The sequence below is a fragment of the Mycobacterium sp. NGS39 genome (assembly GCF_059812765.1).
Map to the genome: position 1 here is coordinate 25,958 of NZ_JCALDH010000018.1, position 25,288 is coordinate 51,245.

Annotated in this window: 29 protein-coding genes and 1 tRNA gene; 24 read left to right on the forward strand and 6 right to left on the reverse strand. The window is 67.3% G+C overall.

Going from position 1 to position 25,288, the window contains the following annotated elements; translation table 11 throughout:
- The first annotated feature begins 28 nt into the window (after window positions 1-28).
- Window positions 29-1,870 carry a CheR family methyltransferase gene (locus AC5Y39_RS20380; RefSeq protein WP_500019476.1) on the forward strand — a complete coding sequence of 614 codons (1,842 nt, stop codon included), beginning with the start codon at window positions 29-31 and terminating at the stop codon, window positions 1,868-1,870.
- Between the two features lie 5 nt (window positions 1,871-1,875).
- Here AC5Y39_RS20380 and AC5Y39_RS20385 read toward each other — a convergent pair whose 3' ends face one another.
- Together AC5Y39_RS20385 and AC5Y39_RS20390 are read right to left on the reverse strand one after the other, a co-directional pair.
- On the reverse strand, window positions 1,876-2,271 hold the full coding sequence (locus tag AC5Y39_RS20385) for a hypothetical protein (protein WP_500019478.1): 396 nt from the start codon (window positions 2,269-2,271) through the stop codon (window positions 1,876-1,878).
- A complete protein-coding gene (locus AC5Y39_RS20390; RefSeq protein ID WP_500019480.1) occupies window positions 2,268-2,933 on the reverse strand; it encodes a GAF and ANTAR domain-containing protein in 666 nt (221 codons plus the stop codon). Before AC5Y39_RS20390 ends, AC5Y39_RS20385 begins: the two co-directional genes overlap by 4 nt.
- 85 nt (window positions 2,934-3,018) lie before the next feature.
- On the opposite strand from AC5Y39_RS20390, the gene AC5Y39_RS20395 reads away from it, so the two are divergent.
- Together AC5Y39_RS20395 and AC5Y39_RS20400 are read left to right on the forward strand one after the other, a co-directional pair.
- Complete coding sequence (locus AC5Y39_RS20395) at window positions 3,019-3,888, forward strand: LLM class flavin-dependent oxidoreductase (RefSeq protein ID WP_500019482.1); 870 nt, start codon at window positions 3,019-3,021, stop codon at window positions 3,886-3,888.
- 219 nt (window positions 3,889-4,107) lie between these two features.
- Window positions 4,108-4,971 (forward strand): type IV toxin-antitoxin system AbiEi family antitoxin, encoded by an 864-nt coding sequence (locus AC5Y39_RS20400; protein WP_500019540.1) that lies wholly within the window; start codon window positions 4,108-4,110, stop codon window positions 4,969-4,971.
- Between the two features lie 30 nt (window positions 4,972-5,001).
- Here AC5Y39_RS20400 and AC5Y39_RS20405 read toward each other — a convergent pair whose 3' ends face one another.
- Window positions 5,002-6,651, reverse strand: coding sequence for an FAD-binding dehydrogenase (locus AC5Y39_RS20405; protein ID WP_500019484.1), 1,650 nt, complete (start codon window positions 6,649-6,651; stop codon window positions 5,002-5,004).
- Window positions 6,652-6,698: 47 nt separating this feature from the next.
- On the opposite strand from AC5Y39_RS20405, the gene AC5Y39_RS20410 reads away from it, so the two are divergent.
- Together AC5Y39_RS20410 and AC5Y39_RS20415 are read left to right on the forward strand one after the other, a co-directional pair.
- Entirely contained in the window at window positions 6,699-7,109 is a 411-nt protein-coding gene (locus AC5Y39_RS20410; protein ID WP_500019486.1) for a phage holin family protein, read from the forward strand.
- Window positions 7,096-7,353 (forward strand): DUF3618 domain-containing protein, encoded by a 258-nt coding sequence (locus tag AC5Y39_RS20415; protein WP_500019488.1) that lies wholly within the window; start codon window positions 7,096-7,098, stop codon window positions 7,351-7,353. Before AC5Y39_RS20410 ends, AC5Y39_RS20415 begins: the two co-directional genes overlap by 14 nt.
- Before the next feature lie 3 nt (window positions 7,354-7,356).
- On the opposite strand, the gene trxA is transcribed toward AC5Y39_RS20415, so the two are convergent.
- Together trxA and AC5Y39_RS20425 are read right to left on the reverse strand one after the other, a co-directional pair.
- Window positions 7,357-7,785, reverse strand: a complete 429-nt coding sequence (gene trxA, locus AC5Y39_RS20420) for a thioredoxin (protein WP_500019490.1) — start codon at window positions 7,783-7,785, stop codon at window positions 7,357-7,359.
- A gap of 101 nt (window positions 7,786-7,886) precedes the next feature.
- Entirely contained in the window at window positions 7,887-10,166 is a 2,280-nt protein-coding gene (locus AC5Y39_RS20425) for an ATP-dependent DNA ligase (protein ID WP_500019492.1), read from the reverse strand.
- A gap of 77 nt (window positions 10,167-10,243) precedes the next feature.
- Here AC5Y39_RS20425 and ku point away from each other — a divergent pair, with 77 nt between their 5' ends.
- The 10 genes from ku (at window position 10,244) to AC5Y39_RS20475 (ending at window position 18,135) form a co-directional block, all read left to right on the forward strand.
- Entirely contained in the window at window positions 10,244-11,194 is a 951-nt protein-coding gene (ku, locus tag AC5Y39_RS20430; protein ID WP_500019495.1) for a non-homologous end joining protein Ku, read from the forward strand.
- A 28-nt stretch (window positions 11,195-11,222) separates the two neighbouring features.
- Window positions 11,223-12,014: an SDR family oxidoreductase gene (locus tag AC5Y39_RS20435; protein ID WP_500019497.1), complete on the forward strand. Its 792-nt coding sequence runs from the start codon at window positions 11,223-11,225 to the stop codon at window positions 12,012-12,014.
- Between the two features lie 10 nt (window positions 12,015-12,024).
- On the forward strand, window positions 12,025-13,098 hold the full coding sequence (locus tag AC5Y39_RS20440) for an NAD(P)H-dependent amine dehydrogenase family protein (RefSeq protein WP_500019499.1): 1,074 nt from the start codon (window positions 12,025-12,027) through the stop codon (window positions 13,096-13,098).
- A gap of 26 nt (window positions 13,099-13,124) precedes the next feature.
- Entirely contained in the window at window positions 13,125-13,376 is a 252-nt protein-coding gene (locus tag AC5Y39_RS20445; RefSeq protein ID WP_499906583.1) for a hypothetical protein, read from the forward strand.
- A gap of 9 nt (window positions 13,377-13,385) precedes the next feature.
- Window positions 13,386-13,652, forward strand: a complete 267-nt coding sequence (locus AC5Y39_RS20450; protein ID WP_500019501.1) for a hypothetical protein — start codon at window positions 13,386-13,388, stop codon at window positions 13,650-13,652.
- Between the two features lie 75 nt (window positions 13,653-13,727).
- Window positions 13,728-14,951, forward strand: coding sequence for an Nramp family divalent metal transporter (locus AC5Y39_RS20455; RefSeq protein WP_500019542.1), 1,224 nt, complete (start codon window positions 13,728-13,730; stop codon window positions 14,949-14,951).
- A gap of 12 nt (window positions 14,952-14,963) precedes the next feature.
- On the forward strand, window positions 14,964-16,010 hold the full coding sequence (locus tag AC5Y39_RS20460) for a poly-gamma-glutamate hydrolase family protein (RefSeq protein WP_500019503.1): 1,047 nt from the start codon (window positions 14,964-14,966) through the stop codon (window positions 16,008-16,010).
- Between the two features lie 39 nt (window positions 16,011-16,049).
- The gene (locus AC5Y39_RS20465) at window positions 16,050-16,847 is read left to right on the forward strand and encodes a DUF1365 domain-containing protein (RefSeq protein ID WP_500048280.1); all 798 of its coding nucleotides are present in this window, start codon (window positions 16,050-16,052) and stop codon (window positions 16,845-16,847) included.
- A gap of 32 nt (window positions 16,848-16,879) precedes the next feature.
- A complete protein-coding gene (gene sigK, locus AC5Y39_RS20470; protein ID WP_500019507.1) occupies window positions 16,880-17,443 on the forward strand; it encodes an ECF RNA polymerase sigma factor SigK in 564 nt (187 codons plus the stop codon).
- Window positions 17,440-18,135: an anti-sigma factor gene (locus AC5Y39_RS20475; protein WP_500019509.1), complete on the forward strand. Its 696-nt coding sequence runs from the start codon at window positions 17,440-17,442 to the stop codon at window positions 18,133-18,135. Before sigK ends, AC5Y39_RS20475 begins: the two co-directional genes overlap by 4 nt.
- Here the strand turns inward: AC5Y39_RS20475 and AC5Y39_RS20480 are convergent.
- Window positions 18,128-19,222: a glutamate--cysteine ligase gene (locus AC5Y39_RS20480; RefSeq protein ID WP_500019511.1), complete on the reverse strand. Its 1,095-nt coding sequence runs from the start codon at window positions 19,220-19,222 to the stop codon at window positions 18,128-18,130. The genes AC5Y39_RS20475 and AC5Y39_RS20480 overlap by 8 nt on opposite strands.
- A 165-nt stretch (window positions 19,223-19,387) precedes the next feature.
- Between AC5Y39_RS20480 and AC5Y39_RS20485 the strand changes: the two genes are divergently transcribed.
- The 9 genes from AC5Y39_RS20485 to AC5Y39_RS20525 all read left to right on the forward strand — a co-directional run bounded on the left by AC5Y39_RS20485 (window position 19,388) and on the right by AC5Y39_RS20525 (window position 25,230).
- The gene (locus tag AC5Y39_RS20485) at window positions 19,388-19,654 is read left to right on the forward strand and encodes a DUF4333 domain-containing protein (protein ID WP_500019512.1); all 267 of its coding nucleotides are present in this window, start codon (window positions 19,388-19,390) and stop codon (window positions 19,652-19,654) included.
- A gap of 43 nt (window positions 19,655-19,697) precedes the next feature.
- On the forward strand, window positions 19,698-20,144 hold the full coding sequence (locus AC5Y39_RS20490) for a TetR/AcrR family transcriptional regulator (RefSeq protein WP_500019514.1): 447 nt from the start codon (window positions 19,698-19,700) through the stop codon (window positions 20,142-20,144).
- Window positions 20,145-20,275: 131 nt separating this feature from the next.
- Window positions 20,276-21,922 carry an LCP family protein gene (locus tag AC5Y39_RS20495; protein WP_500019516.1) on the forward strand — a complete coding sequence of 549 codons (1,647 nt, stop codon included), beginning with the start codon at window positions 20,276-20,278 and terminating at the stop codon, window positions 21,920-21,922.
- Between the two features lie 40 nt (window positions 21,923-21,962).
- On the forward strand, window positions 21,963-23,216 hold the full coding sequence (locus AC5Y39_RS20500) for a S1C family serine protease (protein ID WP_500019518.1): 1,254 nt from the start codon (window positions 21,963-21,965) through the stop codon (window positions 23,214-23,216).
- On the forward strand, window positions 23,213-23,764 hold the full coding sequence (locus AC5Y39_RS20505; RefSeq protein ID WP_500019520.1) for a YceI family protein: 552 nt from the start codon (window positions 23,213-23,215) through the stop codon (window positions 23,762-23,764). The genes AC5Y39_RS20500 and AC5Y39_RS20505 overlap by 4 nt, the downstream gene beginning before the upstream one ends.
- A gap of 97 nt (window positions 23,765-23,861) precedes the next feature.
- The gene (locus tag AC5Y39_RS20510; protein ID WP_500019522.1) at window positions 23,862-24,095 is read left to right on the forward strand and encodes an ANTAR domain-containing protein; all 234 of its coding nucleotides are present in this window, start codon (window positions 23,862-23,864) and stop codon (window positions 24,093-24,095) included.
- 8 nt (window positions 24,096-24,103) lie between these two features.
- Window positions 24,104-24,280: a hypothetical protein gene (locus AC5Y39_RS20515; protein WP_499906609.1), complete on the forward strand. Its 177-nt coding sequence runs from the start codon at window positions 24,104-24,106 to the stop codon at window positions 24,278-24,280.
- 29 nt (window positions 24,281-24,309) lie between these two features.
- A complete protein-coding gene (locus tag AC5Y39_RS20520; protein WP_500019524.1) occupies window positions 24,310-25,128 on the forward strand; it encodes an LLM class F420-dependent oxidoreductase in 819 nt (272 codons plus the stop codon).
- A gap of 29 nt (window positions 25,129-25,157) precedes the next feature.
- Window positions 25,158-25,230 (forward strand) — tRNA-Arg (locus tag AC5Y39_RS20525).
- Window positions 25,231-25,288: the final 58 nt, after the last annotated feature.

Consider the following 25,288-nt stretch of genomic DNA (forward strand, 5'->3'; position numbering starts at 1 on the left):
TTCGCTCGGAGTCGACGGACGGGGTCAGATGGAAGGGCAGAAAGACGAAGCCTTCGAGGCCTTATTGCGGTATTTGCGTGATTCGCGGGGCTTCGACTTCACCGGATACAAGCGCACGTCGTTGATGCGACGCGTCCGGCACCGGATGGACCAGGCCGGCATCGCGACCTTCGAGGAATATCTCGACGTTCTGCAGGCCAGCGCCGACGAGTTCGTCGCGCTGTTCAACACGATTTTGATCAACGTCACCGACTTCTTCCGCGATCAGGAGGCGTGGGAGTTCATTCGCGACGAGGTCATCCCCACCATGCTCGCCGAACGCGGACCCAACGACCCCATCCGCGTGTGGAGCGCCGGATGCGCGTCGGGCCAGGAGGCATACACGCTGGCGATGCTGTTGGCCGAAGCGCTCGGTCCCGAAGAGTTTCGCCAGCGCGTCAAGATCTACGCCACCGACGTCGACGAGGACGCCCTGGCGCAGGCGCGCGCGGCGACATACGACAGCAAGGACGTAGAGGCGATCCCCAAGGATCTGCTCAGCCGCTACTTCGAGAAAGTGAACGGCCGCTTCGTCTTTCGTTCCGATCTGCGCCGCGTCGTGATTTTCGGGCGCAACGACCTGGTGAAGGACGCGCCGATATCACGGGTCGACCTGCTGGTGTGCCGCAACACGTTGATGTACCTGAACGCCGAGACGCAGCGGAACGTGGTGGGACGACTGCATTTTGCGCTTGCACCGCAAGGCATCTTGTTCCTCGGGCACGCCGAGATGTTGCTCAGCCACAGTGACCGGTTCGCGCCGCTTAACCTCCGGCATCGCGTGTTCCGCAAGCTCGGTGGCTCGCAGATTCATGTGGATCGCGTGGACCCGGCGACCACGGTGATGGAGCGAATCGGCGACATCCCCGGCTTGGATCCCGTGCGAGAGTTGGCTTTTCGGACCAGCCCTGTCGCTCAGATCGTCGTCACCGCCGACGACACCGTCGCAATGATCAACCAGCAGGCAGAATCGGCGTTCGGATTGTCGGTCCGCGACACCGGGCGCTTGTTGCGGGACCTGGAGATCTCATATCGTCCTGTGGAACTGCGTGCGTATGTCGAGCAGGCGAAGGTCGAGCGGCGGTCCGCACGGATCCAGGATGTGCGCTGGCAACGTCCTGGCGCCGAAACCGCGTGGTACGAGATACATGTCAACCCGCTCGTGGACGCCAAGAACGGTCTGATCGGTGTGTCGATTGTGTTCTTCGACGTCACGGCCACTAGGGCTCTGCTGGACAAGGTGGTACACACCAACCGACAACTCGAGACAGCGTATGAAGAACTGCAGTCCACCAACGAAGAACTCGAGACCACCAACGAAGAGCTGCAATCGACGGTCGAAGAGCTGGAAACCACCAACGAGGAATTGCAGTCCACCAACGAGGAACTCGAAACCATCAACGAGGAACTGCAATCCACCAACGACGAGTTGCACACCATCAACGACGCCCTTCGCGAGCGCAGCATCGAACTCGACGAATCGAAGACCTTCATCGATTCGCTGGTGAATTCAATACACTTGGGCATGGCGGTGGTGGACCGCGAGATGCGGGTGAGCCTGTGGAACCGCGGCTGCGAGGACTTATGGGGGATGCGTGCGGATGAGGCCGAAGGCGTTGCGCTGCCCTCACTGGACATCGGGTTGCCGATGGATCCGATCAAACCGCTGATCGGCCATGCGTTCTTAGAGCCTGACGGTACCGCCGAGGCGATTGTCGAAGCGGTCAACCGTCGGGGCCGGGAGATCAAGGTGCGCGTAACCTGCACAGGTTTCCGCAATTCGGAAAGGACCGTCAACGGCGCGCTACTTTTGATGGAAGTGCAAGACTGACAAGGTCATTCCCGTCTGTCGAGTTTCTCGAGCTCCTCGCAGTGTCGTGCCGCCGCCTCGTGATATCTGGCTTCGCGCCGATGGCGCTCAGCTGCGTCGAGGTGCCTCTCGCTGTCGCCGTCACCGGCCTGCATCGCGGCTTGTTCATGGCTGGCCGCGGCAGCGGCGTGCAGCATCCCCGCTTCCCGGTGACGGGCCGCCGCGGCGATGTGCGCGTCGAGTGCGCGCTTGCGCGACTCTTCGGCGCGACGATGGGCTTGTTCGACGGACTGCAGTGACGGCGGCACACCGGGGGACAGCTCTTCGCGACGACGCTTCAGCTCTTCGGCCCGCCGGCCCGCGAGTTCGCCACGGGCACTGGCGGAGAGATCGGGGTCTTTCGGTTGCGCGTACGGGGTCATTGCGGTGGATGGTCGGCGCACACGAGCCGTTCCGCGATCGACGCCACGGGGCTGTTCGAGTCTTGGGACAGCCGCTTCAGCAATTCGAAAGCGTGCACAGAGTCGACGTCGAACCGCTTCATCAACATGCCCTTGGCCTGGCCGATGATGTCGCGGGAGGCCAGTGCGCTGCGGTACTGCTCGCCGCGACGGACCATGTTCCACACCAGTGCCATGTGGGTGGCCATCACGACACCCAGCTCCACGGACTCGTCGTCGAAGGCCTGTGTCGATTCGGCGTAGAAATTCAACGCTCCGGTGGTTTTCGCGTCGCTGAACAGGCGGAAGGCCAGGATCGAGCGCACCGGGGTCAGTGTGACGGCGTCGGCGCAAAAGCGCGGCCACCTTTCGTCGGCTTCGAGATCGTCGATGTGGATGACGTGGTTCGCCCACCCGGCGACCAGGCACGGGCCTTCCTTATAGGTTCGCTGCAGATCGTCGAGGGCGGTCACATACGCGTGTGTGGCGCCCACGGTTTCGATGCCCCGCTTGGCGTCGACCACCGTGATGCCGGCGAACTGCGCGCCGGGAACGAAGTTGGTGGCGCTGGCGATGAGCTCAGTCAGCACGGCGTCGTCGTCGGCGCGGTATTGCACGTGGGCGAGAAGGTCAGCGACCTCCATCAGAAGCGCATTCTTGCGGGTAATCGACATCGTCGGCCTCAGGCTTGCAGGTAAAAGCAACAATACGTCAAGTAATCTGCGCTGCGTGCGGTTCACCTACGCCGAGGCGATGACAGATCCCACGTTCTATTTGCCGCTGGCACAGGCCGCCGAGGCGGCGGGCTACGACGCGATGACGATCGCCGACAGCATCGCCTACCCCTACGAGTCGGACTCGGTCTACCCGTACACCGCCGACGGCAGCCGCGAATTCTTGGAGGACAAGGCGTTCGTCGAGGCCTTCGTACTGGCCGCTGCGCTGTCGGCGGTCACCACGTCTTTGCGGTTCAACTTCTTCGTGCTCAAGCTGCCGATCAGGCCGCCGGCGCTGGTGGCCAAGCAGGCCGGCTCCCTGGCTGCACTGTTCGGCAACCGGCTGGGCCTGGGCGTCGGCACCAGCCCGTGGCCCGAAGACTACGAGCTGATGGGTGTGCCGTTCGCCAAGCGCGGCAAGCGGATGGACGAGTGCATCGAGATCATCCGCGGTCTGACGTCGGGCGAGTACTTCGAGTTCCACGGCGAGTTCTACGACATCCCCAAGACCAAGATGACGCCGGCGCCCAGCAAGCCGATCCCGATTCTCATCGGTGGGCACGCGGATGCGGCGCTGCGCCGCGCGGCGCGCTGCGACGGGTGGATGCACGGTGGCGGGTCCCCGGAAGAGTTGGATCGATTGCTGCTGCGGCTCAACGAGTTTCGCGCTGCTTCGGGCAACAGCGGACCCTTCGAAGTGCACGTGATGTCGCCCGATGCCTACAGCGTGGACGGGATCAAGCGACTCGAGGACAAAGGCGTCACCGACGTGATCGTCGGCTTCCGGATTCCCTACATCGTCGGGCCGGACACCGAGCCGCTGGACAAGAAGCTGCGGCACTTGGAGAAGTACGCCGAAAAGGTGATCGCTCGGGTGCGCTGAACTCCGTGGCGCGAGCAGACACTAAATCGCATGGGAATGCCGGGATCATGCGAGTTGGTGTCTGCTCGCGGAGGACCCGGGTATCCACAGTGTGCGATTGGTCCCCAGATTGGGCGTTCGGGCAGGTCTTGCCTGCGATTGTCATCGCATTGTTCGTAGGTGCCGGTTTTTCCCTCGGAGCTGCCTAGATTCGCCACCACTTCACAATTGCTGACGGTGATGACTCGCCAAGAGCTCGACGTCCACGTCAGAAGGGGTCGTATCGTTCGCGTCTGGCGAGGGGTCTACGCCGCAACGGAACCGAACCTTCTCGGGCGTCTGGAAGCACTTGACCTGTTCATTGGAAGGCCGGCTGTCGCGTGCATGGGGACGGCCGCGGCGCTGTACGGCTTCGACCTCGAAAACACCACGGCCATCCATGTGCTCGATCCTGGATTGCGGCTGCGCTCCAAGATCGGCCTGACTGTCCACCAACGAACAGGTGCGCCGCTCGCCCGGATATCGGGCCGACTGGCGACCACACCAGCTTGGACAGCCGTCGAGGTGGCGCGCGCATTGCGGCGTCCGCGTGCGCTCGCAACATTGGACGCGGCATTGCACTCCATGCGATGCAGCCGCGTTCAGCTCGAAGCCTGCGTCGCGCAGCAACGTGGCAGACGCGGCATCGTCACCGTACGCGAACTCCTCCAATATGCCGACGGGAGAGCGGAATCCGGCATGGAAAGCGAAGCACGGCTCGTGATGATCGACTACGGGTTGCCGCTTCCTGAACTGCAATACACCATCTGCAGCCCGGATGGCGAAGCGTGGCGCGTCGATTTCGCATGGCCGGAGGAACGCGTCGCCGCCGAATACGAAAGCGTCATGTGGCATTCGAGTCCGGCAGCGATGCGACGAGACAAGTCGCGTTTCGCAGGTTTGCAGGAGCTCGGATGGACGGTCATCCCGATACTGGCAGAAGACGTCCGCAGGTATCCGCAACGACTTGCCCAGCGCATCGATACCCACCTGATGCGGGCGCGTTCCAACCCGTGGCGAGCAGACGCTGAATCGCATCACCAACGCCCCGATCATGCGACTTAGTGTCTGCTCGCGGCAGACGCGAGCGAGCAATCAGCCCACCGCGGCAGCCGCTGCCCGTCCCGCAGTGCGGCCTGAGAACAGGCAGCCGCCCAGAAAAGTGCCTTCCAGCGCGTTGTAGCCCATCATCCCGCCGCCGCCGAATCCGCTGACCTCCCCCGCCGCGTACAGCCCCGGCACCGGCAGCCCGTCGGCCCCCAGGCAGCAGCCGTCGAGGTCGGTTTCCAAGCCGCCCAACGTTTTTCGGGTCAGGATGTTCAGCCGCACCGCAATCAGCGGACCGTTGGCCGGATCCAGCATCTTGTGCGGCGTGGCGATGCGGCTGATCTTGTCGCCGCGGTAGCGGCGATGCTGGCGGATGAACGTGATCTGCGTGTCCTTGGAGTACGGGTTGTCGATCTCCCGGTCCCGCGCTTCCAGCGTTGCGCGCAAAGAGGATTCGTCGATCAGTGCTTCGTCGCCGACGCGGTTCATCCCGGCGACCAGCTCGGTGAGCGTGTCGGTGACGACGAAATCGGAGCCGTGCCGTTTGAACGCTTCGATGGGGGCGGGCGCGCCGCTGCGCACCCGCAAGGCCAGCAGCCGCAGGTCCTTGCCGGTGAGGTCGGGGTTCTGCTCGGAACCCGACAGCGCGAATTCCTTCTCGATGATCTTCTGGGTCAGCACGAACCACGAGTAGTCGTAGCCGGTGGTGCGCAGGTGCCGCAGTGTGGCCAGCGTGTCGAAGCCCGGGTAGCACGGCGCGGGCAGCCGCTGACCGGTGGCGTCCAGCCACAGCGACGACGGGCCCGGCAGGATCCGAATGCCGTGGTTCTCCCAGATGGGGTCCCAGTTGCGCAGGCCTTCGACGTAGTGCCACATGCGATCCGGGTTGATCAGCCGGGCGCCGGCGGTCCTCGCGATGTTGAGCATCCGGCCGTCGACGTGCGCGGGCACGCCCGCGACCATGGACTTCGGCGGCGTGCCCAACCGCGGCGGCCATGCCTTGCGGACCAGCTCGTGGTCGCCGCCGATGCCGCCCGACGTGACGACGACGGCCTGGGCGGTGTACTCGAAGTCGCCGACCGACACGCGGGAGGTCGCCTTGCCGCGCGGCTGTGCCGTCGGCTCGAGGATGCGGCCCTTCACCCCGGTCACCACGCCGGCCTGCGTCAGGAGTCCGTCGACGCAGTGCCGAAACCGCAACATGATCCGGCCGGCATCGGCGTGCGCGCGCACGCGCCGCTCGAACGGCTCGACCACGCCTGGACCGGTCCCCCAGGTGATGTGGAACCGCGGCACCGAGTTGCCGTGTCCGTCGGCGCGGCCGTCGCCACGCTCCGCCCAGCCGACCACGGGAAAGATGCGATGGCCCATCGCTCGCAGCCACTGTCGCTTTTCGCCGGCCGCGAAATCGAGGTAGGCCTCGGCCCAGCGGCGGGGCCAGTGATCCTCGGCGCGGTCGAATTGCGCGCTGCCGAACCAGTCCTGGCGCGCCAGCTCGTAGGAGTCCTTGACACCCATGCGCCGCTGCTCCGGCGTGTCGACCAAAAACAGCCCGCCCAGCGACCAGAACGCCTGCCCGCCCAGGGACTGCTCGCCTTCTTGGTCCAACAGCACCACCCGCTTGCCGGCGTCGGCAATCTCAGCGGCGGCCACCAGCCCCGTCAGCCCCGCCCCGACCACGATCACGTCCGTATCCACGCCAGCCAGTATGTTTCGGCTCCCTGACAACGGGAAATCGACCTGCTATGAGCATCGAATCCAGGCCGACGGCGGAACCGTCGATCGGCGAATTGATGAGCCAGTTGTCGACGCAGACGTCGCGGCTCGTGCGCGACGAGATGCGGCTGGCGCAAAAGGAGTTCCAGGAGGCGGCCAAGCACGCCGGCATCGGTGCCGGGCTGTTCAGCGCGGCCGGACTGCTGGCGTTCTTCGGTTTCGGCACCGTGGTCGCGGCTGCGGTTGCCGCGCTGGCCCTGGTGCTGCCGGTGTGGGCGGCCGCGCTGATCGTCGCCGCGGTGCTGTTCGCCGCGGCGGGCATCGCGGCGCTGGTGAGCAAGCGGCAGATCGACGAGGTGTCGCCACCGCGGCAGACCGCCGAGAGCGTGAAGACCGACATCGACGAGTTGAAAGGCGCTGTCCGCCATGACCACACCTGACGGACTGCCACCGGAGCCGGGGCCCGACGCGAGCGCCGGCGACATCCAGGCCGACATCGAGCGGACGCGCCAACAGTTGGGCGCGACCGTGGGGACGTTGAGCGAGAAGCTCGACGTCAAGAAGCAGGCCCAGCAGAAGGCGGCCGACGTGCGCGCCAAGGCCATGCCGGCGGTGCCGATCGCGGCCGTCGTGGCCGTCGTCGCCGTCGTCGGGCTGGTGCTCTGGCGTCGTCGACGCAGCTGACCGCTACCCGGTCAGCGCCTGGTCGAGCCAGCTTCGCAACGCCGCCACGGGTGCTGCGCCGGACTGGCGAGCCAGCACGTTGCCGTGGTCGATCACCAGAAGCGTCGGTACCGCCTGCACGGTGAATCGCTGCGCGGTCGCAGGCGCGGCGTCCACGTCGACCTTGACCAGTTTCAGGCTGCCGGCCCGCTCCTGCGCGAGTTGCTCGAGTGCGGGACTGACCATGCGGCAGGGGCCGCACCAGGTTGCCCATAGATCGACAAGCACTGGGACAGAAGACTTTCCGACGACGTCGGCAAAATTGCGGTCGTCGGCGTCGACGATCCACGGCAGCCACTGCCGGCAGTTCGCGCACCGCGGCTTGCCGGTGGCCGACGCGGGTACGCGATTGCGCTTACCGCAGTGCGGGCAGGTGACGACGTTGTTGCTCACCGGTCAAGTGTGCCGCGGTCACCGAGGACGAGCGCGCGCCGCTGTACGCCCGTGCCGGCGTGTCGGTGCGCAGACACGCGCGCTCGCGGCAACGAGGGCGGTCACGTGGGCAGCTCCAGCTGCACCTCGTCGGGCGTCTTGTCCGGGCGCAGCCCACGCCAGCTGGGGTGGCGCAGCCGGCCGTCGCCGGTCCACTCGCTGTAGCGGACCTCGCCGACGAGCTCCGGCCGCACGAACGTCACCCCTTTGCGGTCGGCCCGCGGCAGCGGCTCGCTGAACGGCGACTCGTCGGTCTGCAGCGGAGCCAGGATCTTCTTGAGCCGGTCGAGCTCCTTCTCGGTGAACCCGGTGCCGACGCGGCCGACGAACCGCAGACCGTTGCCGTCGGGAATGCCCATCACCAGCGCGCCGATCTGGCTCGTGCGGCCGCCGGTGCCTTCCCGCCAGCCGCCGATCACGATCTCCTGGGTGTTCCAGTTCTTGTCCTTGATCCACGCCTTCGACCGCCGGCCCGGCTGATAGGTGGAGTCCCAGCGCTTGGCCACCACGCCTTCCCAGCCGCGTTGCCGCGAGTACGCCAGCGCGTCGGGCCCGTCACCGGTCAGCAGCTCAGGCACGATCAGCTCGTCGCGATCGGCGGCCAGCGCCTCGAGCACCCGCCTGCGGTCGCGGTAGCGCGCCCGCAGCAGCGAGCGCCCGTCCAGCTGCAGCACGTCGAACGCCCAGAACTCGATCCGCGTCGCGCGGGCGCGGTTCTGCATCTCGGAGAAGCTCGGCACGCCGTTGCGGTCCAGCGCCACCACTTCGCCGTCGAGGATGGCGTGGTGCTCGGCCAGCGCGTCGACCACCGCCTGCAGTCCCGGGTATTCGCCGGTGACGTCGCGACCGCTGCGCGACTGCAGGCACATCCGCCCGTGGTCGGCCTCCATCAGCAGCCGGTAGCCGTCGAACTTGCCCTCGAACGCCCACTCGTCGTGAGTGAGGTTCTCGACGGAGCCCAGGGTCGCCAGCATCGGTGCCATGTCACGCACGGTCGGTGAGTCCTGCTCTTTCATCCGGTGCGCCAGCCATTGTTCACCCTTGGTCTGAATCAGCGCATAGCGCCCCGAGATTCGCTTTCCGTGCAGCGTCACGATCACTTCGTCGTCGCGGAACTTCTCGGCTTCGTAGGTGCCGGTGTCCCAGACGATCATCTTGCCTGCGCCGTATTCCCCTTTGGGGATGGTGCCCTGAAACGTCAGGTATTCCAGCGGATGGTCTTCGGTGTGCACCGCGAGATGGTTCACCGACGGAGTGTGGGGCAGATTCTTCGGCACCGCCCAGCTGACCAGCACCCCGTCTCGTTCCAGCCGCAGGTCGTAGTGCAGCCGGCGGGCATGATGTTCCTGGATGACGAACCGGTTGTTCGCGCCCGGCGTGGGCGCTGAAACTTCAACCGGCTCAGGCGTTTTCGATGCATCGCGCATGCTTCGGTATTTGGCCAGCCGGTCGCTGGTGGCCATGTCGGCATCAAGCGGCGCCAGCAGATCGCCGTGCTCGGCGACTCTGCGCAGCACCTCGTCGAAACGCAGTTGCCGCAGATCGGGATCGTCGAGTTCCTCCCACGTGCGCGGCGCCGCGACCGTCGGCTCTTCGCGCCCCCGCAACGAATAAGGCGCGATCGTGGTCTTGGCCGCGTTGTTCTGGCTCCAGTCGACGAACACCCTGCCGGTGCGCAGGCTTTTGGTCATGGTCGCCGTGACCCGCTGCGGGTCGGCCTGCTCGAGTTGCTGGGCCACCTTCTTCGCGAGCGTGATCGCGCCCGTCGAGCTGATCGGCTTGTCCAGTGGCGCGTACAGGTGCACGCCCTTGCTGCCGCTGGTCACCGGGTACGTCGTCAGGCCGATGTCGGCCAGCATGTCGCGAATCTCATGGGCCACTTCGACGATCTGGGCCATCGGCACGCCAGGTCCAGGATCCAGGTCGAACACCAAACGTGTTGCCGGGCCGGGTTTTTCGTCGAGAAACCGCCATTGCGGCACATGGACCTCCAGCGCTGCCTGCTGCGCGATCCACGCGAGTCCTGCCGGGCTGTCGATGATCGGATAGGTGGTGACGCCCGACTTGTGCACGACCGTGCCGCGGCTCAGCCAGTCCGGGGCCGAGTCGGCGAGCTGCTTTTCGAAGAACGCGCCCTCCTCCACGCCGTTGGGCCACCGCTTGCGGGTGGCCGGGCGGCCGGCGATGTGCGGCAGGATGCATTCGGCGATGCCGACGTAGTAGCCGAACACCTCTTCTTTGGTGGTGCCCGTCGCCGGGTACAACACCTTGTCCGCGTTGGTCAGCCGCACGTGCGGACCGGGCACGCGTTCCGGCGGCCACACATGCGGAATCCCAGCCATGGAGCCTGTGTTCCCTTTCGGCGGCACCTTGCAACGTCGGATCAAGGTATACGCCGGCGTGTCCGTCATACTGAGGTATGCGGTCAATCTGGAAGGGCTCACTTTCCTTCGGGCTGGTGAACGTCCCGGTGAAGGTCTACAGCGCGACCCAGGACCACGACGTGAAGTTCCACCAGGTCCACGCCAAAGACCACGGCAGGATCCGCTACAAGCGGGTCTGCGAGAAAGACGGCGAGGAAGTGGACTACCGCGACATCGCCAGGGCCTACGAATCCGACACCGGACAGACCGTAATCATCACCGACGAGGATCTGGCCACCCTTCCCGAAGAGCGCAGCCGCGAAATCGAGGTGCTGGAATTCGTCCCCGCCAGCGACATCGATCCGCTGTTGTACGACCGAAGCTATTACCTGGAGCCCGACTCCAAATCGACGAAGTCCTATGTGCTACTGGCCAAGACGCTGGCCAACACCGACCGCGTGGCGATCGTGCACTTCGCGTTGCGCAACAAGACCCGGCTTGCGGCGTTGCGGGTCAAGGACTTCAGCAAGCGCGACGTGATGGTCATCCACACGCTGCTGTGGCCCGACGAGATCCGCGATCCCGATTTCCCAGTGCTGGACAAGGAAGTCGAGATCAAGCCGGCCGAATTGAAGATGGCCGAGCAGGTGGTGGAGTCGATGGCCGACGACTTCAAGCCCGACGAGTTCCGCGACACCTACCAGGAACATTTGCATGAACTGATCGAGGCGAAACTCGAAGGCGGCGAAGCGTTTCCGACCGAAGAGAAACCAGCCGACCTCGACGTCACCGACGACGTGTCGGATCTGCTGGCCAAGCTGGAAGCCAGCGTGCGACGGCGCCGCTCGGAGTCGGGTGGCTCGGCGAGCAAGAGCCCCGCCAAAAAGGCACCAGCGAAGAAAGCCGCCAAGAAAACGTCAGGAGCCGCAAAGCCGGCGGCATCGGGCAGCGCGAAGAAGTCGGCTGCCAAGAAGGCACCGGCGAAGAAAGCCGCCGGCAAGAGGTAGTGCAGCCGCAGCGGGTTAGTCTGCCGGGGTGATCCTCGACAGATTCCGGCTTGACGATCAGGTAGCAGTGGTGACCGGCGGCGGGCGCGGCCTCGGCGCGGCGATGGCCATCGCATTCGCTGAAGTGGGCGCCGACGTCCTCGTCTCGTCGCGCACCCGAAGCGAACTCGACGACGTCGCCGACAAGATCAGAGCACTCGGCCGGCGCGCGCACGTGGTGGTGGCCGACCTCTCCGACACCGACGCCACCGCGGCACTGGCGCAGGCCGCGGTCGACGAGTTCGGCCGGCTCGACATCGTGGTGAACAACGTGGGCGGCACCATGCCGAACCTGTTGTTGAACACCAGCACGAAAGATCTGAAGAGCGCGTTCACGTTCAACGTTGCGACCGCCCACGCGCTGGTGACCGCGGCGGCGCCGCTGATGCTCGAGCACTCCGGCGGCGGCAGCATCATCAACATCACGTCGACCATGGGCCGGGTGCCCGGGCGCGGCTTCGCGGCGTACGGCACCGCCAAGGCCGCGCTCGCGCACTACACCCGACTGGCCGCGCTGGATTTGTGCCCCCGCATCCGGGTCAACGCGATCGCCCCCGGATCGATCCTCACCTCCGCGCTGGACGTGGTCGCCAGCAACGACGAGATGCGCACCCAGCTGGAGAAGGCCACGCCGATGCGCCGACTGGGAGACCCCGCCGACATCGCAGCTGCCGCAGTCTATTTGGCGTCCCCGGCCGGGGCATACCTGACCGGCAAGATCCTCGAGGTGGACGGCGGACTGAACATGCCGAACCTCGAACTCCCCTTCCCCGACCTGTAAGGAGACGTCGATGACATTGCGAGTCGCCCAGATCGGAACCGGCAACGTCGGCAAGCATGCACTCGCCGGCGTCCTCACCGACCCCGCGTTCGAGCTCACCGCCGTGTGGGTGTCGTCGCCGGACAAAGCCGGACGCGACGCCGCCGAACTGGCCGGCTTGGACCGTCAGACCGGCGTCACCGCAAGCAATGACCTCGCGGAAGTGATTGCCACACAGCCTGATTGCGCCGTCTACACAGCACTTGCCGACAACCGGCTGCCGGATGCACTAGAGGACTATCGACGGCTGCTCGCAGCCGGCATCAACGTGGTGGGCAGCGGACCGGTGTTTTTGCAATACCCGTGGAACGTCATCCCCGACGAGTTGATCAGTCCGCTGGAACAGGCTGCACAGCAAGGGAATTCGAGCGTGTTCGTCAACGGCATCGACCCGGGTTTCGCCAACGACCTGCTGCCGCTGGCGCTCGCCGGGACGTGTCAGAGCATTCAGCAGGTTCGATGCATGGAGATCGTCGACTACGCGACATACGACAGCGCGGCGGTGATGTTCGACGTGATGGGCTTCGGCAAGCCCCTCGACGAGATCCCGATCCTGCTGCAACCACTGGTGCTCAGCATGGCCTGGGGCTCGGTGGTGCGCCAGATCGCGGCCGGGCTGGGCATCACGCTCGACGAGGTGGTCGAGGTGTACTACCGCGAACCCGCGCCCGAAGATTTCCGGATCGCAGCGGGGCCCATCGCGAAAGGCACCGCCGCGGCGCTGCGGTTCGAGGTGCGCGGGCTGGTGGACGAACGGCCGGCGGTGGTGCTGGAGCACGTGACGAGACTGCGCGACGACCTCTGTCCGGACTGGCCGCAGCCTGCCCAGCCCGGCGGCTCCTACCGCGTCGAGGTCACCGGAGAGCCGTCGTACGCACTGGACCTGTGCCTGTCCAGCCCCAACGGCGACCACAACCACGCCGGATTGGTGGCCACCGCAATGCGCGTCGTCAACGCGATTCCGGTCGTCGTGGCCGCCGAGCCGGGTATCCGGACCGCGCTCGACTTGCCGCTCGTGACGGGCAAAGGGCGGTACGCTCCCTAGCTACCAGGGTTTTGGAAAGGACCTCCATGAGCATCCGAATCCGCTACGTGTTGGCCGCCGGTGCGGTCGCTGCTCTGTTCGGCGCGCCGGCCGCTGCCGCTGACGACCAGACCTGCACCACCACGGGTACCAACGACACCGTGTGCAGCTCGCCGGGCAACGTTCAGATCAACGACTCGCCGTCGGTCAGCGAATTCACGCTGCCGTACTGGGACGAGGCCTACGCCGGCCCGTACCCGGTGCCGTACGACGAGAGCAGCGGCGAAGGCCGCCGCTAGGCCGAGCTCGTGCTGAGGATGCGGCGGTCGGCGGCAGCGGTGCTCGCGGCGGCCGGACTCGCGGCGGCCGGACTCGCGGCGGTCACCGCCCCCGGGGCGACCGCGCTGCCCACCTGCGCCACCGTCGCGCCGTGGACCATGCAGTGCGAACGTGGCACCCACACGTCGATCAACAGCTCGCCGAATGTCGTCGTCGCGCCTGGGCCCTACCTCGAGCAGCCGTGGCTGTACCGCGGCGGCCCCGTCTTCGGCATCGGCGGCTGGTCCGTGCCCTGATTGACCGCCGCTGCGTTCGGGTAACCTAACTTTCTGATTCGATAAGCCGGAAAGACCGGGGAGCCCACGTTGGTAGTGCCGCCGATCACCGAGGCGCGGCTGCGGCCCAGCTGGTATCTGCTCGGCCCCGCGTTCGTCGCCGCGATCGCCTACGTCGACCCCGGCAACGTCGCCGCCAACGTCAGCGCCGGAGCACAGTTCGGCTTTCTGCTGGTATGGGTGATTCTGCTGGCCAACGCGATGGCCGGGCTGGTGCAGTACCTATCCGCCAAGCTGGGCCTGGTCACCGGCCAATCACTGCCCGAGGCCGTCGGCAGCCGGATGCGCCGCCCCACCCGGCTGGCCTATTGGGCACAAGCCGAAATGGTGGCCATGGCCACCGACCTAGCCGAAGTGGTGGGCGGCGCGCTGGCGCTGCGGTTGCTGTTCGGGTTGCCGTTCGTGGTCGGCGGTTTGATCACCGGGCTGGTGTCGTTGCTGCTGCTGATGGTCCAGGACCGTCGCGGCCAGCGCATGTTCGAGCGGGTGATCACCGGGCTGCTGTTGGTCATCGCCATCGGTTTTCTCACAAGCCTTTTCGTCAACTCACCGCCGGCCGGTGACGTGGTCGCGGGCCTGCTGCCACGCTTTCACGGCACCGAGAGCGTGCTGCTGGCCAGTGCGATGCTGGGCGCCACCGTGATGCCGCATGCGGTGTACCTGCATTCCGGGCTGACGCGCGACCGTCACGGCCACCCCACGGGCCGCCGACGGGCGGTGCTGATGCGGGTCACCCGCTGGGACGTGGCGCTGGCGATGGTGGTGGCCGGTGCGGTCAACATGGCCATGCTGCTGGTGGCGGCCAACAACCTGCAGGGCCGCCACGACACCGACACGATCGAGGGCGCGCACGCCGCGGTGCGCGACACCCTGGGCCCGACGGTCGCACTGTTCTTCGCGATCGGGCTGCTGGCTTCGGGCTTGGCGTCGACGTCGGTGGGCGCATATGCGGGCGCGATGATCATGGCCGGGCTGCTGCACCGCAAGGTCCCGCTGCTGGCGCGGCGGTTGATCACGCTGGTGCCGGCGCTGGTGATCCTGGGGGCCGGGCTGGATCCCACCCGCGCGCTGGTGTTGTCGCAGGTGGTGCTGTCGTTCGGGATACCGTTCGCGCTGATCCCGCTCGTCCGGCTGACCAGTGACACGTCGGTGATGGGCACCGACGCCAACCAACGGGTCACCACCGCGTTCGGCTGGGTGGTCGCCGCGTTGATTACTGTGCTCAATGTGGGACTGCTGTATCTGACTGTCGCGGGCTGACCGTCGAGGCTGATGCACAGGTACTTCGCCTACGGCTCGAACCTGTGCGTCGCGCAGATGGCGCGGCGCTGCCCTGATGCCGCCGATCCCGTTCGCGCGACGCTGGCCGACCACGACTGGCTGATCAACCAGCGCGGCGTCGCCACCGTCGAGCCGTTTCGGGGCACCCACGTGCACGGCGTCGTCTGGCAGGTGTCCGATCGTGACCTCGCGACGCTGGACAGCGCCGAAGGCGTGCCCGTGCGCTATCGCCGTGACCGGCTGACCGTGCACACCGCCGACGGACCCGCCGAGGCGTGGGTGTACATCGACCACCGCGTGCAGACCGGTGCGCCGCGGCCGGGATATCTGGAGCGGATCATCGACGGAGCGATCCATCATCGGCTGCCACACCGCTGGGTCGAGTTCCTGCGCCGCTGGGATCCCGTCCGCTGGCCGGGTCCACGCGCATCGAAAAGCTCTGGGCCGCAAACACTTTCGGAGCTCCTGCGACAGCCTGGCGTGCAGGAGGAGAGCCGGTTGCGCTCACGGTTCGGCTTCCTGGCCATCCACGGCGGCGGTTTGGAGCAGATGACCGACGTGATCGCCCAACGGGCCGCCGACGCGGCCGGTGCGTCGGTGTACCTGCTGCGCCACCCGAAGCGCTATCCGCACCATCTGCCGTCGGCGCGGTTTCGCGCCGAGGAGTCGGTGCGGCTCGCGGAGTTCCTGCGGCACGTCGACACGGTGGTGTCGCTGCACGGCTACGGGCGCATCGGACGCAGCACTCACCTGCTGGCGGGCGGTCGCAACCGGGTGCTGGCCGCACACCTCACCCGCCACCTGGACCTGCCCGGCTACCAGCTGGTGACCGACCTCGCCGCGATACCGCCGGAGCTGCGCGGCATGCATCCGGACAACCCCGTCAACCGCGCTCCCGGCGGTGGTGTCCAGCTGGAGTTGTCACCGCGGGTGCGGGGCATCAGCCCGCGAAGCCGCCCGCCCGAGGACGACGGACTCGCGCCGGTCACCTCCGCACTGGTGCAGGGTCTGGCCGCGGCCGCCCGCAGCTGGGTCTGACCGGCCCATCCGGCCCGGCGCCTGGTCCGAATACCGGGTGTGAAGCGCACTGGCCAAGCGACGCCCGCCATCTACCGGACCAGGATCACGCACCTGCGGCAGGCGCCGGTGAACCACTTCTTCGAACACCGCAGCTACAGCTGGTACGTCGACGTCGACGACCTGCCTGACCTGCCCCGCTGGCTGCGCGCCTTCGCCCGCTTCGACCCCCGTGACCACTTCACCGGTTCCGACGCCGACTCACTGCGCCAACGAGTCGACGCCTTCCTCGCCCGCCACGGCGTGCCGCTGCCCGGCGGTCAGATCACCGCGCTGCTGCTGCCGCGGGTGCTCGGCCACGCGTTCAACCCGCTGACCCTCTACTGGTGTCACGACCGCGCCGGGCTGTTGCGACACGTGATCGCCGAGGTGCAGAACACCCGCGGCGAACGGCACGCGTACCTGTTGCCGTCGGCCGACGCGCCGGTGCTGGCCGTCAAACGGATGTACGGCTCCCCGTTCCACCCGGTCGACGGCCACTACGTGCTGCGGGCGCCGCGACCTGGCCACCGCCTCGACGTCGAGGTGTCGCTGTACCGCAACGACGCGCCGGCGTTCGTCGCGACCGTGCGCGGAACCCGCCGTCCCGCGACCGTGGCGCAGGTGCTGCGGCTGCAGTTCGTCGCACCCGCGGCGCCGCTGCTGGCCGGGTTCGCCAGGCGCCTGCAGGGCGTCATGCTGTGGCTGCGCGGGGTGCGCCGGGTGCCGTGGCAGCCGATGGCCGCCGACGGACCGTCCGTGTCCTGCGCCGTGCACATCGACGTGACCGACCCGCCGGAGCAAAGCGTTGCGTCATGACGGCGGTCGCGGTCCAGCTAGGCTACCGCTCGATGGTCCGATCGTCGCAGCGCAACAGCGACCTGGATGCGTTGCTGCGCCGGGTGGCCCGCCAGGACGCCGACGCGTTCGCCGTGTTCTACGACCGCACCCGCGCCCGCGTGTTCGGGATGGTGAGCCGGGTGCTGCGGGATCCGGGCTACAGCGAAGAGACCACTCACGACGTGTATCTGCAGGTGTGGCGAAGCGCCGGCAGTTTCGACCCGGCAACGGGCTCGGCACTGGCCTGGCTGCTGACCATCGCGCACCGGCGGGCCGTCGACCGGGTCCGGGCGGAGCAGGCCGCCACCCAGCGCGAGGTCCGCTACGGCACGACCACCGCCGAACCGGCGGCCGACGTCGTGGCCGACGCGGCGATTTCCAGCGACGAACGCCGTCAGGTGGTCGACTGCCTGGCCGCACTCACCGAACCGCAACGCGAAGCGATCGAACTGGCCTACTACGGCGGATTGACGTATTCGCAAGTGTCCGAGCGTCTTTCGACTAACCTTGCGACCATCAAGTCACGGATGCGCGACGCGCTGCGCGGCCTGCGCAACTGCCTGGGCGTGACATGACCGAGCCGTCCGATTTCGAACTCGTCGAGCTGGCGACGCCGTACGCGCTCGACGCCGTCGGCGACGACGAACGCGCCGGGCTCGAGCGCCGGGTCGCCCGGGCACCGGCCGCTGTCGCTGACGCATTCCACGACGAGGTGCGAGCGGTGCGGGAGACGCTGGCAGTGCTGTCGGCGGCGACGGCGGCCGAGCCGCCCGCGCATCTCCGCGAACGCGTGCTGGCCACAGTCGCTTCACGTCCCAGCCAATTTCGTTGGCGCACAACGCTTCTGGCTGCTGCTGCGGCGCTGGTGGTGGGCCTGGGCGCGTTGGCCGCCGGGCTCGCGCTGCGCCCGTCGCCGCAGCCGTCCACGGCCGAGCAGGTGTTCGCCGCACCCGACGTGCACACGGTTTCAGGGGCGATCCCCGGCGGCGGCACGGCGACGGTCGTGTTCTCGCGGGAGAAGAACGCCGGCGTGCTGGTGATGAACAACGTGCCGCCGCCCAAGCCGGGCACGGTGTATCAGATGTGGTTGATCGGCGATCAAGGCCCGACGTCGGCGGGCACGATGGACGAGAAGGCCGTCGCGCCCTCGACCCGCGCCGTGCTGCCGGACCTGCGCCACTCGAATGCCCTCGCGTTCACCGTCGAGCCGGGCAGCGGCTCCGACAAGCCGACCAGCCCGGTGATCGCCAAGCTGCCGCTCAGCTGAGCGTCGCGGCCGCGGCCGCGGCGATCACGTCGGCCGCGTCGTGGCGGCGCCGCCAAGCGCGCAGCTGGCGGGTCGCGCCGTTGCCCTCTTCGGCCAGCCGCTGCAGTTCACCGGACACCTGCCGATACTCGCCGAGCTCTTCCAATGCCGGGCGCAGATAGTCGACGAACCTGGCCAACAGCTCGCGCGTGCGCACCGTTCGCGGGCGGTCGGTGAGGTCGACCGCCCAGCCGTCGAGCCCGTCGCGAGCGGCCTTCCAGTACGCGGCACGCAACGTCTCGGCCGGCACCCGCGGTGCTGCGCGGCCTCGCTCGATCTCGTCGAGCGCGGTCATCACCGCGGCCCGGATCAGCGTCGCCAGCAGCACCGTCTCGGCGACTGTCGACGGCACGTCGGCCACCCGCACCTCGATAGTCGGGAACTTCGACGACGGCCGCACATCCCAATAGATCATCCCGTCGTCGATCACGGCGCCGGTGTCCAACAGCATCTCGACGGTCGACTCGTAGTCGGCGACCGACTCGAAGAACGGTGGCGGCCCGGCACTGGGCCAGCGGGCCCACAGCACGCTGCGCCAGCTGGCGTAACCGGTGTGCGCGTTGCGGTAGATCGCGGAGTTGGCGGTCAGCGCCAACAGCAGCGGCAGCCAGGGCCGCAACCAGTTGCTCACCGCGACGGCCGCAACGCGATCGGGCACCGCGACGTGGACATGACAGCCGCAGATGCCTTGCTCGTGGGCGATCATCCCGAAGTGCTCGCCGATGGTGCGGTAGCGCGGAGTGTCGGTCACCGGGAAGTGGTGAGGCACCGAGGGCGGCAGCGCGACGGCCAACAACTGCGCGCCGGCGGCCGATGCGGCCTCGGCGGCGGTGCGGCGCAACCGGCGCAATTCGGTGCGCAGTTCGTCGCTGCCGGCGAGAACACCCGAGGTGGTCTCGACCTGGCAGCTGGTGAGTTCGAGCTGAAGCTTCACTCCGCGCGCGTCGGCGTAATCGGCCACCGTCCGGTTGAGCGGCACAGGTTCGCCGGTGCCGGGGTCGACGAGCAGGAATTCCTCTTCGACGCCGATCGTCGGATGTTCGCCCATGATGTCCGCATTCTCTCACCGATGCGCAGAAGCGCCTGACGCCAACGGTTTTTCGCGGTGTTCCGCGCACACTTTTGGGACGCTCGTGTCATAGTGGGCGCACTTGGCGATCGGATACGGAGGCGCGGGGTGGCGAAATCGGTTGCGCCAGCAATCATTTCTTGCGTGCTCGCCGGTTTGCTGCCTGCGGTCGGCGGCTGTTCTTCTCAGCCCAAGACCGTCACCAAAGAGGACGTCGCCAACCAGATCCGCGAGAAGGAATGGGCGGGCAGCAAACCGGAATCCGTGTCGTGCCCGGACAATCTGCGCCCGAGCGTCGGGGCGACCGTGGTTTGCGAAATGACGGTCAAAAGCCAGGCGTACCGGGTGGACGTCACCGTCAAGAGCATCAACGGCGACAACGTCGTACTCGACATGCAGGCGCGCCGTTGACCCGGTCGTTGACGAGCCCGGCCCGACAAGCGATTCTGGCCTGATGGGAGCCGAACAGCCGTCACGTAAACCCGGCGATCCGGTGGCACGGTTGCTACGGCTGCCTTTGTCCACCAAGGAGTTCATCGAGCGGATCGTCACCGGAAGCGTGAATCAGTCGGGGCGGCAAACGCTTTTCATGTTGTTCACCACCTGGGATCTGGCGGGCGGTGGCCCGTTCGCAGCCAGTGCCGTGGCGACGACGGGACTGGCCAAGACCGTGGACATCGTCGAGAAGAGCCTGACGGTACCGGTCTTCAGCCCGCTGCTGAAGCGGCTGGGCGTCGACAGAGTCAAACTGCGGGCGTCGCTGTGTGCGTCGCAGGTGGTGGGCCTGGGAATCATGCGCTACGCGGTCCGCTCAGAACCCATCCACTCGATGGACGTCAATACCCTTGTCGACGCGGTGGCACCCGCACTGCAGCATTACCTCACCGGCGACTTGTCTTGAGCCGCAAGCCTTTTCGCTTCGCCCCGCGCCGCTGACGAATCGTCGTGCCGGACGGCGCGGTCGACGGGCTGTGCGCTGGGTCACGCGACGCAGGCGGGGTCAGCCCCGGTCAGGGATAATGCCTGGTAATCATGAGCAGCCCGGCGCACCGCTTCCGGGGTCGGGAGGCCCGACCTCGCTCGTCGGCGCCACGCCACCGGTTGCCCGCCCGGTCGGCGCGGCGCCCGCTGCTCGTCGCGGCCCAGCTGGTCACCGCGCTGGCGGCGGTGGTGATTGTGGTGATCACCGGAATGGCGTGGGCGGGCAACCGCAACCTGTTCGGCGGGATCACGGTCTCGCAGGCGCTGGAGGGCGCGCCGGCCTCCACCGGCGGCGACCAGAACATTCTGATCATGGGCCTCGACAGCCGCCTCGACCAGCACGGCCGGCCGTTGCCGCAGGAGATGTACGACGCGCTGCATGCCGGCGACGAGACAGCGGGTGGCTACAACGCCAACGTGCTGATCGTGGTGCACATCCCGGCCGGCACCGCGCCCATCACCGCGATCTCGATCCCCCGCGACGACTACGTCGACCTCGCCGGTTGCCAGTGCAAAGGCAAGGTCAAGCAGGCCTACGGGTTCGCCTATCAGCGGGTGATGGACAAGCTGGACGCGTCCGGTGATCCAACCGCAAACGAGCAGAAAGCCCGCGAAGCCGGCCGCAAGGCGCAGATCAGCACGGTGCGCAACCTGCTGGGCATCCCGATCGACCACTTCATCGAGGTCACGCTGGCCGCGTTCTTCCAGATCGCGCAGGTGGTGCAGCCGATCACGGTGTGCCTGAACGAAGACACCTACGACAACTTCTCCGGCGCCGACTTCCACAAGGGCGTGCAGCAGATCGACGCGGCGCAGGCGATGGCGTTCGTGCGGCAGCGCCGCGACGTCAACGACGAGATGTTCACCGATCTGGACCGCACCCGTAGACAGCAGGCGTTCATCGTGTCCTTGCTGAACGCACTGCGTCACGGCGGATCGCTGTCGAGTCCCAGCGACCTGCACCGGTTGCTGGACGTGGCACGGCAGAACATCGCCGTCGACTCGAGCCTGGACATCTCGAGCTTCATTCAGCACGCCTCGGCGTTCACCGACCGGGGGGTCTCGCTGTACACGCTGCCGATCAGCAGCTTCACCCAGGATTCCGCCGGCGAGGACGTGAACACCGTCGACGTGCCGATGATCCGTGCGATCGTGCGCGACCTCGTCGGCCCCCCCACCGCGAACACCTCGTCGACGGGCAGCGCCACCACCCCGCCGTCGACCGCCAACGAGGCGCTGTCCGCGGCCAGCGGCGTGGTGCTCAACGTGGTCAACGCCTCCGACTACAAGGGGCTGGCCACGAAACTGGAGAACACGTTCGTCGACCGGGGATTCACCGCCGGTGAAGTGACGACGGCCGACAGCGTCAGCGACGAGAGCACCATCACCTACGGGCCCGGCGCCGGGCCGGCCGCCGAGGCACTGGCCCGTCAGCTCAACCTGACCGCCACCCCGTCGAGCGGCCTGGCCCGCGACACGGTGCAGCTGACCGTAGGCACGGACTTCCCGAGCGACGATTTCCTGATAGACAGTGAAACCGGAAGCACCCCAAGCACTGAAAGCAGCACAACCGCCACCAGCACGACATCGCCGACCAGTACGGTCGCCACGGTGTCGGCCACGGCGGCCGGGACCCGAACTCCCGCACCCACCGACCTCACCCGCATGACCAACGACCAAGCGCCGTGTGTGAAGTGACCGGCGGCGCGCGGCCAGGCAGACGAAGAGGACGCACGAGATGACCTACGACCCGCGGTACCCGCAGCGCCCGCCATACCCGGATCCGCGCACGCGCTATCAGCAGCCGTACGGCCATCCCATGTATCCGCCCCAGCGCGTGGCCTATGCGCACACCGCGGTGTTGCCACCGGCCCAGCCGGCTGCGCCGAAGCGGTCCCGTGCCGGGCTGATCTTCGCGGGAGCCGTTGTGCTGTCGGTCATTTCGGCTGCGATCGGAGGCGGCGTGGCATTGACGGTCTCGTCGCCGCATTCGCGGTTGAGCACCATGACCACCGCCACCAACAGCGGCCAGCCGCCGGCCCGCTTGCAGACCGGGTCGGTGGAGCAGGTGGCGGCCAAGGTGGTGCCCAGCGTGGTGAAGCTCGAGACCAAGCTCGGCAATGCGTTCGCCGAGGGCTCCGGAATCATCCTCGACCCCAACGGCCTGATCCTGACCAACAACCACGTCGTCTCGGTCCCGGGTGCAGCACAGAGCGGACGCGCCGGCGCCGACACCACCGCCACCTTCAACGACGGCCGCACCGCGCCGTTCACGATCGTCGGCGCAGACCCGACCAGTGACATCGCGGTCGTGCGCGCGAAGAACATGTCGGGACTGAACCCGATCACCCTGGGCTCGTCGGCGGACCTTCGGGTGGGCCAGAGCGTGGTGGCAGTCGGGTCGCCGCTCGGGCTCAACAGCACCGTGACGGCGGGCATCATCAGCGCGCTGAACCGGCCGGTGTCGACGGTGGGTGACGCGGACAACCAGAACACCGTGCTCGACGCGATCCAGACCGACGCGGCGATCAACCCCGGCAACTCGGGCGGAGCGCTGGTGAACATGAACGGCGACCTCATCGGCGTGAACTCGGCGATCGCGACAATCGGCGACACGTCGAGTGCCGACGCGAAGGCCGGGTCGATCGGGCTGGGCTTCGCGATCCCGGTGGATCAGGCCAAGCGCATCGCCGACCAGCTCATCACCACCGGCAAGGCGTCGCGCGCGTCGCTGGGTGTGCGGGTCACCAGCAACGCCGACACCCACGGGGCGCAGATCGTCGAGGTGGTCAGCGGCGGCTCCGCAGCCTCGGCGGGCCTTCCCGTCGGCGCGGTGGTCACCAAGCTCGACGACCGGGTCATCGACGGCGCCGACGCGTTGGTGGCCGCCGTGCGTTCGAAGGCGCCCGGCGACATCGTCACGCTCACCTACACCGACCCGTCGGGAGCCACCAAGACGACGAAGGTGAAGCTGGGCACCGCAGCGCCGTGAGCGTTGACCTGTGGCGGCTGGACGCGTCCGACGGCGAGCTTCTGATCAAGACCGGTGTCACCGGGCGGGCGTCGCGCGTGGGTCACCGGCTGACCATCGCGATGACCAGTTGGCGGGGCACCGTCACGTGGACGGGCGACCAGCCCACCGCTGTCGAGCTCGACGTCGACGTCGACTCCCTCGAGGTGCTGCACGGCGAAGGCGGGTTGACGCCGCTGTCCGGACCGGAGAAGGCCGTCGTCCGCTCGAACGCGTTCAAGTCACTCGAGCGCGACCGATTCCCGACGATCACGTTCCGGTCCGAGGACGTCGCCAAGATATCTGACGGCTACCGACTCACCGGGACCGTGGAGATTCACGGCACCGCGCGCCCGCAGACCGTCGACGTCAGCGTGGCGGATCTCGGCGAGGCATGGCAGATGTCGGCCCAAGTGCAGCTGCGCCAAACCGACTTCGGCGTCAAGCCGTACTCGCTCTTCATGGGCACGCTGAAGGTGGCCGACGAGGTGACGGTCGCGTTCACCGCCAGCCGCGCCAAAAATGCCTGAGCCCATTGGTTTTAGCGGGTTCAGCGCGCGGGAACACGTCGTCATGATCAGCACGTCGCATCGACGACCCATTGACCGAGCGGCCGACGCTCCGATGTTGCATCGGGCCGAAGGCGTGCTTTTAGCGTTGCGGCGGTGCCCGGTCGAAGATGCCTTCGACGAAATCGTTGCGACGTCGCGGCAGTACGTGGTGCCGGCGCTGCGGGTCGCGCAGGCGCTGGTCGAGCTCGCCGAGGGCCGCGAGCCGTCACACCCTGGCGCAATGGCGGTCGCGCGCCGACAATGGGGACATCTTCTAGAGACCACCGACGCAGCTGGGCAAGCAGGATGAACAGACCGATGAGCAAGACAGCGGAGTATCTGGCGGCACCCGCACGGATGATCGCCAGACCGTTGGCGCCGGTCGGCAAGGCGGCCCAGTGGATGCGGTCCGGCTATCCGCAGGACGCCCCGGGCGCCCACATCGCGCTGCTGGCGTTGTGCTGCAAGCCGCCTTCGGAGTCGCCGCGCGGCTGACAGCCGGTGCTCGCATAGCATCGCTGTCGATGGCCAAAGACTTCCGGTTCGGCATCGGGTTGTTGCCGAAGGGCTCGCGGTCGGCGTGGCAGGAGACCGCTCGCCGCGCCGAGGACCTTGGCTACGACATTCTCCAGGTGCCCGATCATCTGGGTGCGCCGGCTCCGTTTCCCGCGCTGGTCTCGGCGGCCGAGGTGACGACGATCCGGCTCGGCACGTTCGTGCTGAACGCCGGGTTCTACAAACCCGCGCTGCTCGCCCGCGACGCCGCCGCCGTAGACATGCTCAGCGACGGCCGATTCGAACTCGGGCTGGGCACCGGCTACGTCCGCGAAGAGTTCGAGGCCGCCGAGTTGCCGTTTCCGACTGCCGGGCAGCGGGTCGACTACCTGGCGCACATGACGGCCTACATGCGTGAGCACCTGCCCGATGTCCCGTTGCTGATTGCCGGCGCGGGCGACCGGGTGCTGACGATCGCGGCGCACCACGCCCACGTCATCGGCATCGCCGGTGGCCGGCCGGGCGGGGTGGCGGCCGATCCGCTCGGCGAGCGCGTGGAGTTTGTGCGCGGGGTGGCCGGCGACCGGTTCGACGACATCGAGTGCAACCTGGCGATCATCGCGGTACCGCGCGACTCGAGCGGCGAGCCCGACCTGCGGCTGGCCCGCAGGTATTCGCCTGAGCTGTCCGACGATGAGCTGCGGAAGCTGCCCGGTGTGCTGGCGGGGACGCCGCGCGACATCGCCGACACGCTTCGGCGGTACCGCGACACCTACTCGCTGACGTACTTCACCGTGCAGGAGCACCACGCGGAGGCGTTCTCGAAGGTGATCGCGGAGTTGCGCTGACGTTGGGCCGGTAAGCTGCGAGCCGATCGGCCCTCGTAGCTCAGGGGATAGAGCACGGCTCTCCTAAAGCCGGTGTCGCAGGTTCGAATCCTGCCGGGGGCACAAGCGATTGTGTGTTACCTCGGCTGATGCTTGACGTTTCGGTTTCGGGTGATTCTTT

Excerpts from the sequence above, each read along its gene's own strand:
- AC5Y39_RS20410 (WP_500019486.1), top strand. The coding sequence starts at position 6,699 with ATGAGCATCGAATCCAGGCCGACGGCGGAACCGTCGATCGGCGAATTG.
- AC5Y39_RS20500 (WP_500019518.1), top strand. The coding sequence starts at position 21,963 with ATGACCTACGACCCGCGGTACCCGCAGCGCCCGCCATACCCGGATCCG.
- AC5Y39_RS20515 (WP_499906609.1), top strand. The coding sequence starts at position 24,104 with ATGAGCAAGACAGCGGAGTATCTGGCGGCACCCGCACGGATGATCGCC.
- sigK (WP_500019507.1), top strand. The coding sequence starts at position 16,880 with ATGGTCCGATCGTCGCAGCGCAACAGCGACCTGGATGCGTTGCTGCGC.
- AC5Y39_RS20480 (WP_500019511.1), bottom strand. The coding sequence starts at position 19,222 with ATGGGCGAACATCCGACGATCGGCGTCGAAGAGGAATTCCTGCTCGTC.
- AC5Y39_RS20385 (WP_500019478.1), bottom strand. The coding sequence starts at position 2,271 with ATGACCCCGTACGCGCAACCGAAAGACCCCGATCTCTCCGCCAGTGCC.
- AC5Y39_RS20380 (WP_500019476.1), top strand. The coding sequence starts at position 29 with ATGGAAGGGCAGAAAGACGAAGCCTTCGAGGCCTTATTGCGGTATTTG.
- AC5Y39_RS20520 (WP_500019524.1), top strand. The coding sequence starts at position 24,310 with ATGGCCAAAGACTTCCGGTTCGGCATCGGGTTGTTGCCGAAGGGCTCG.
- AC5Y39_RS20495 (WP_500019516.1), top strand. The coding sequence starts at position 20,276 with ATGAGCAGCCCGGCGCACCGCTTCCGGGGTCGGGAGGCCCGACCTCGC.
- AC5Y39_RS20425 (WP_500019492.1), bottom strand. The coding sequence starts at position 10,166 with ATGGCTGGGATTCCGCATGTGTGGCCGCCGGAACGCGTGCCCGGTCCG.
- ku (WP_500019495.1), top strand. The coding sequence starts at position 10,244 with ATGCGGTCAATCTGGAAGGGCTCACTTTCCTTCGGGCTGGTGAACGTC.
- AC5Y39_RS20390 (WP_500019480.1), bottom strand. The coding sequence starts at position 2,933 with ATGGAGGTCGCTGACCTTCTCGCCCACGTGCAATACCGCGCCGACGAC.
- AC5Y39_RS20445 (WP_499906583.1), top strand. The coding sequence starts at position 13,125 with ATGAGCATCCGAATCCGCTACGTGTTGGCCGCCGGTGCGGTCGCTGCT.
- AC5Y39_RS20475 (WP_500019509.1), top strand. The coding sequence starts at position 17,440 with ATGACCGAGCCGTCCGATTTCGAACTCGTCGAGCTGGCGACGCCGTAC.
- AC5Y39_RS20460 (WP_500019503.1), top strand. The coding sequence starts at position 14,964 with ATGCACAGGTACTTCGCCTACGGCTCGAACCTGTGCGTCGCGCAGATG.
- AC5Y39_RS20415 (WP_500019488.1), top strand. The coding sequence starts at position 7,096 with ATGACCACACCTGACGGACTGCCACCGGAGCCGGGGCCCGACGCGAGC.
- AC5Y39_RS20400 (WP_500019540.1), top strand. The coding sequence starts at position 4,108 with ATGACTCGCCAAGAGCTCGACGTCCACGTCAGAAGGGGTCGTATCGTT.
- AC5Y39_RS20490 (WP_500019514.1), top strand. The coding sequence starts at position 19,698 with ATGGGAGCCGAACAGCCGTCACGTAAACCCGGCGATCCGGTGGCACGG.
- AC5Y39_RS20440 (WP_500019499.1), top strand. The coding sequence starts at position 12,025 with ATGACATTGCGAGTCGCCCAGATCGGAACCGGCAACGTCGGCAAGCAT.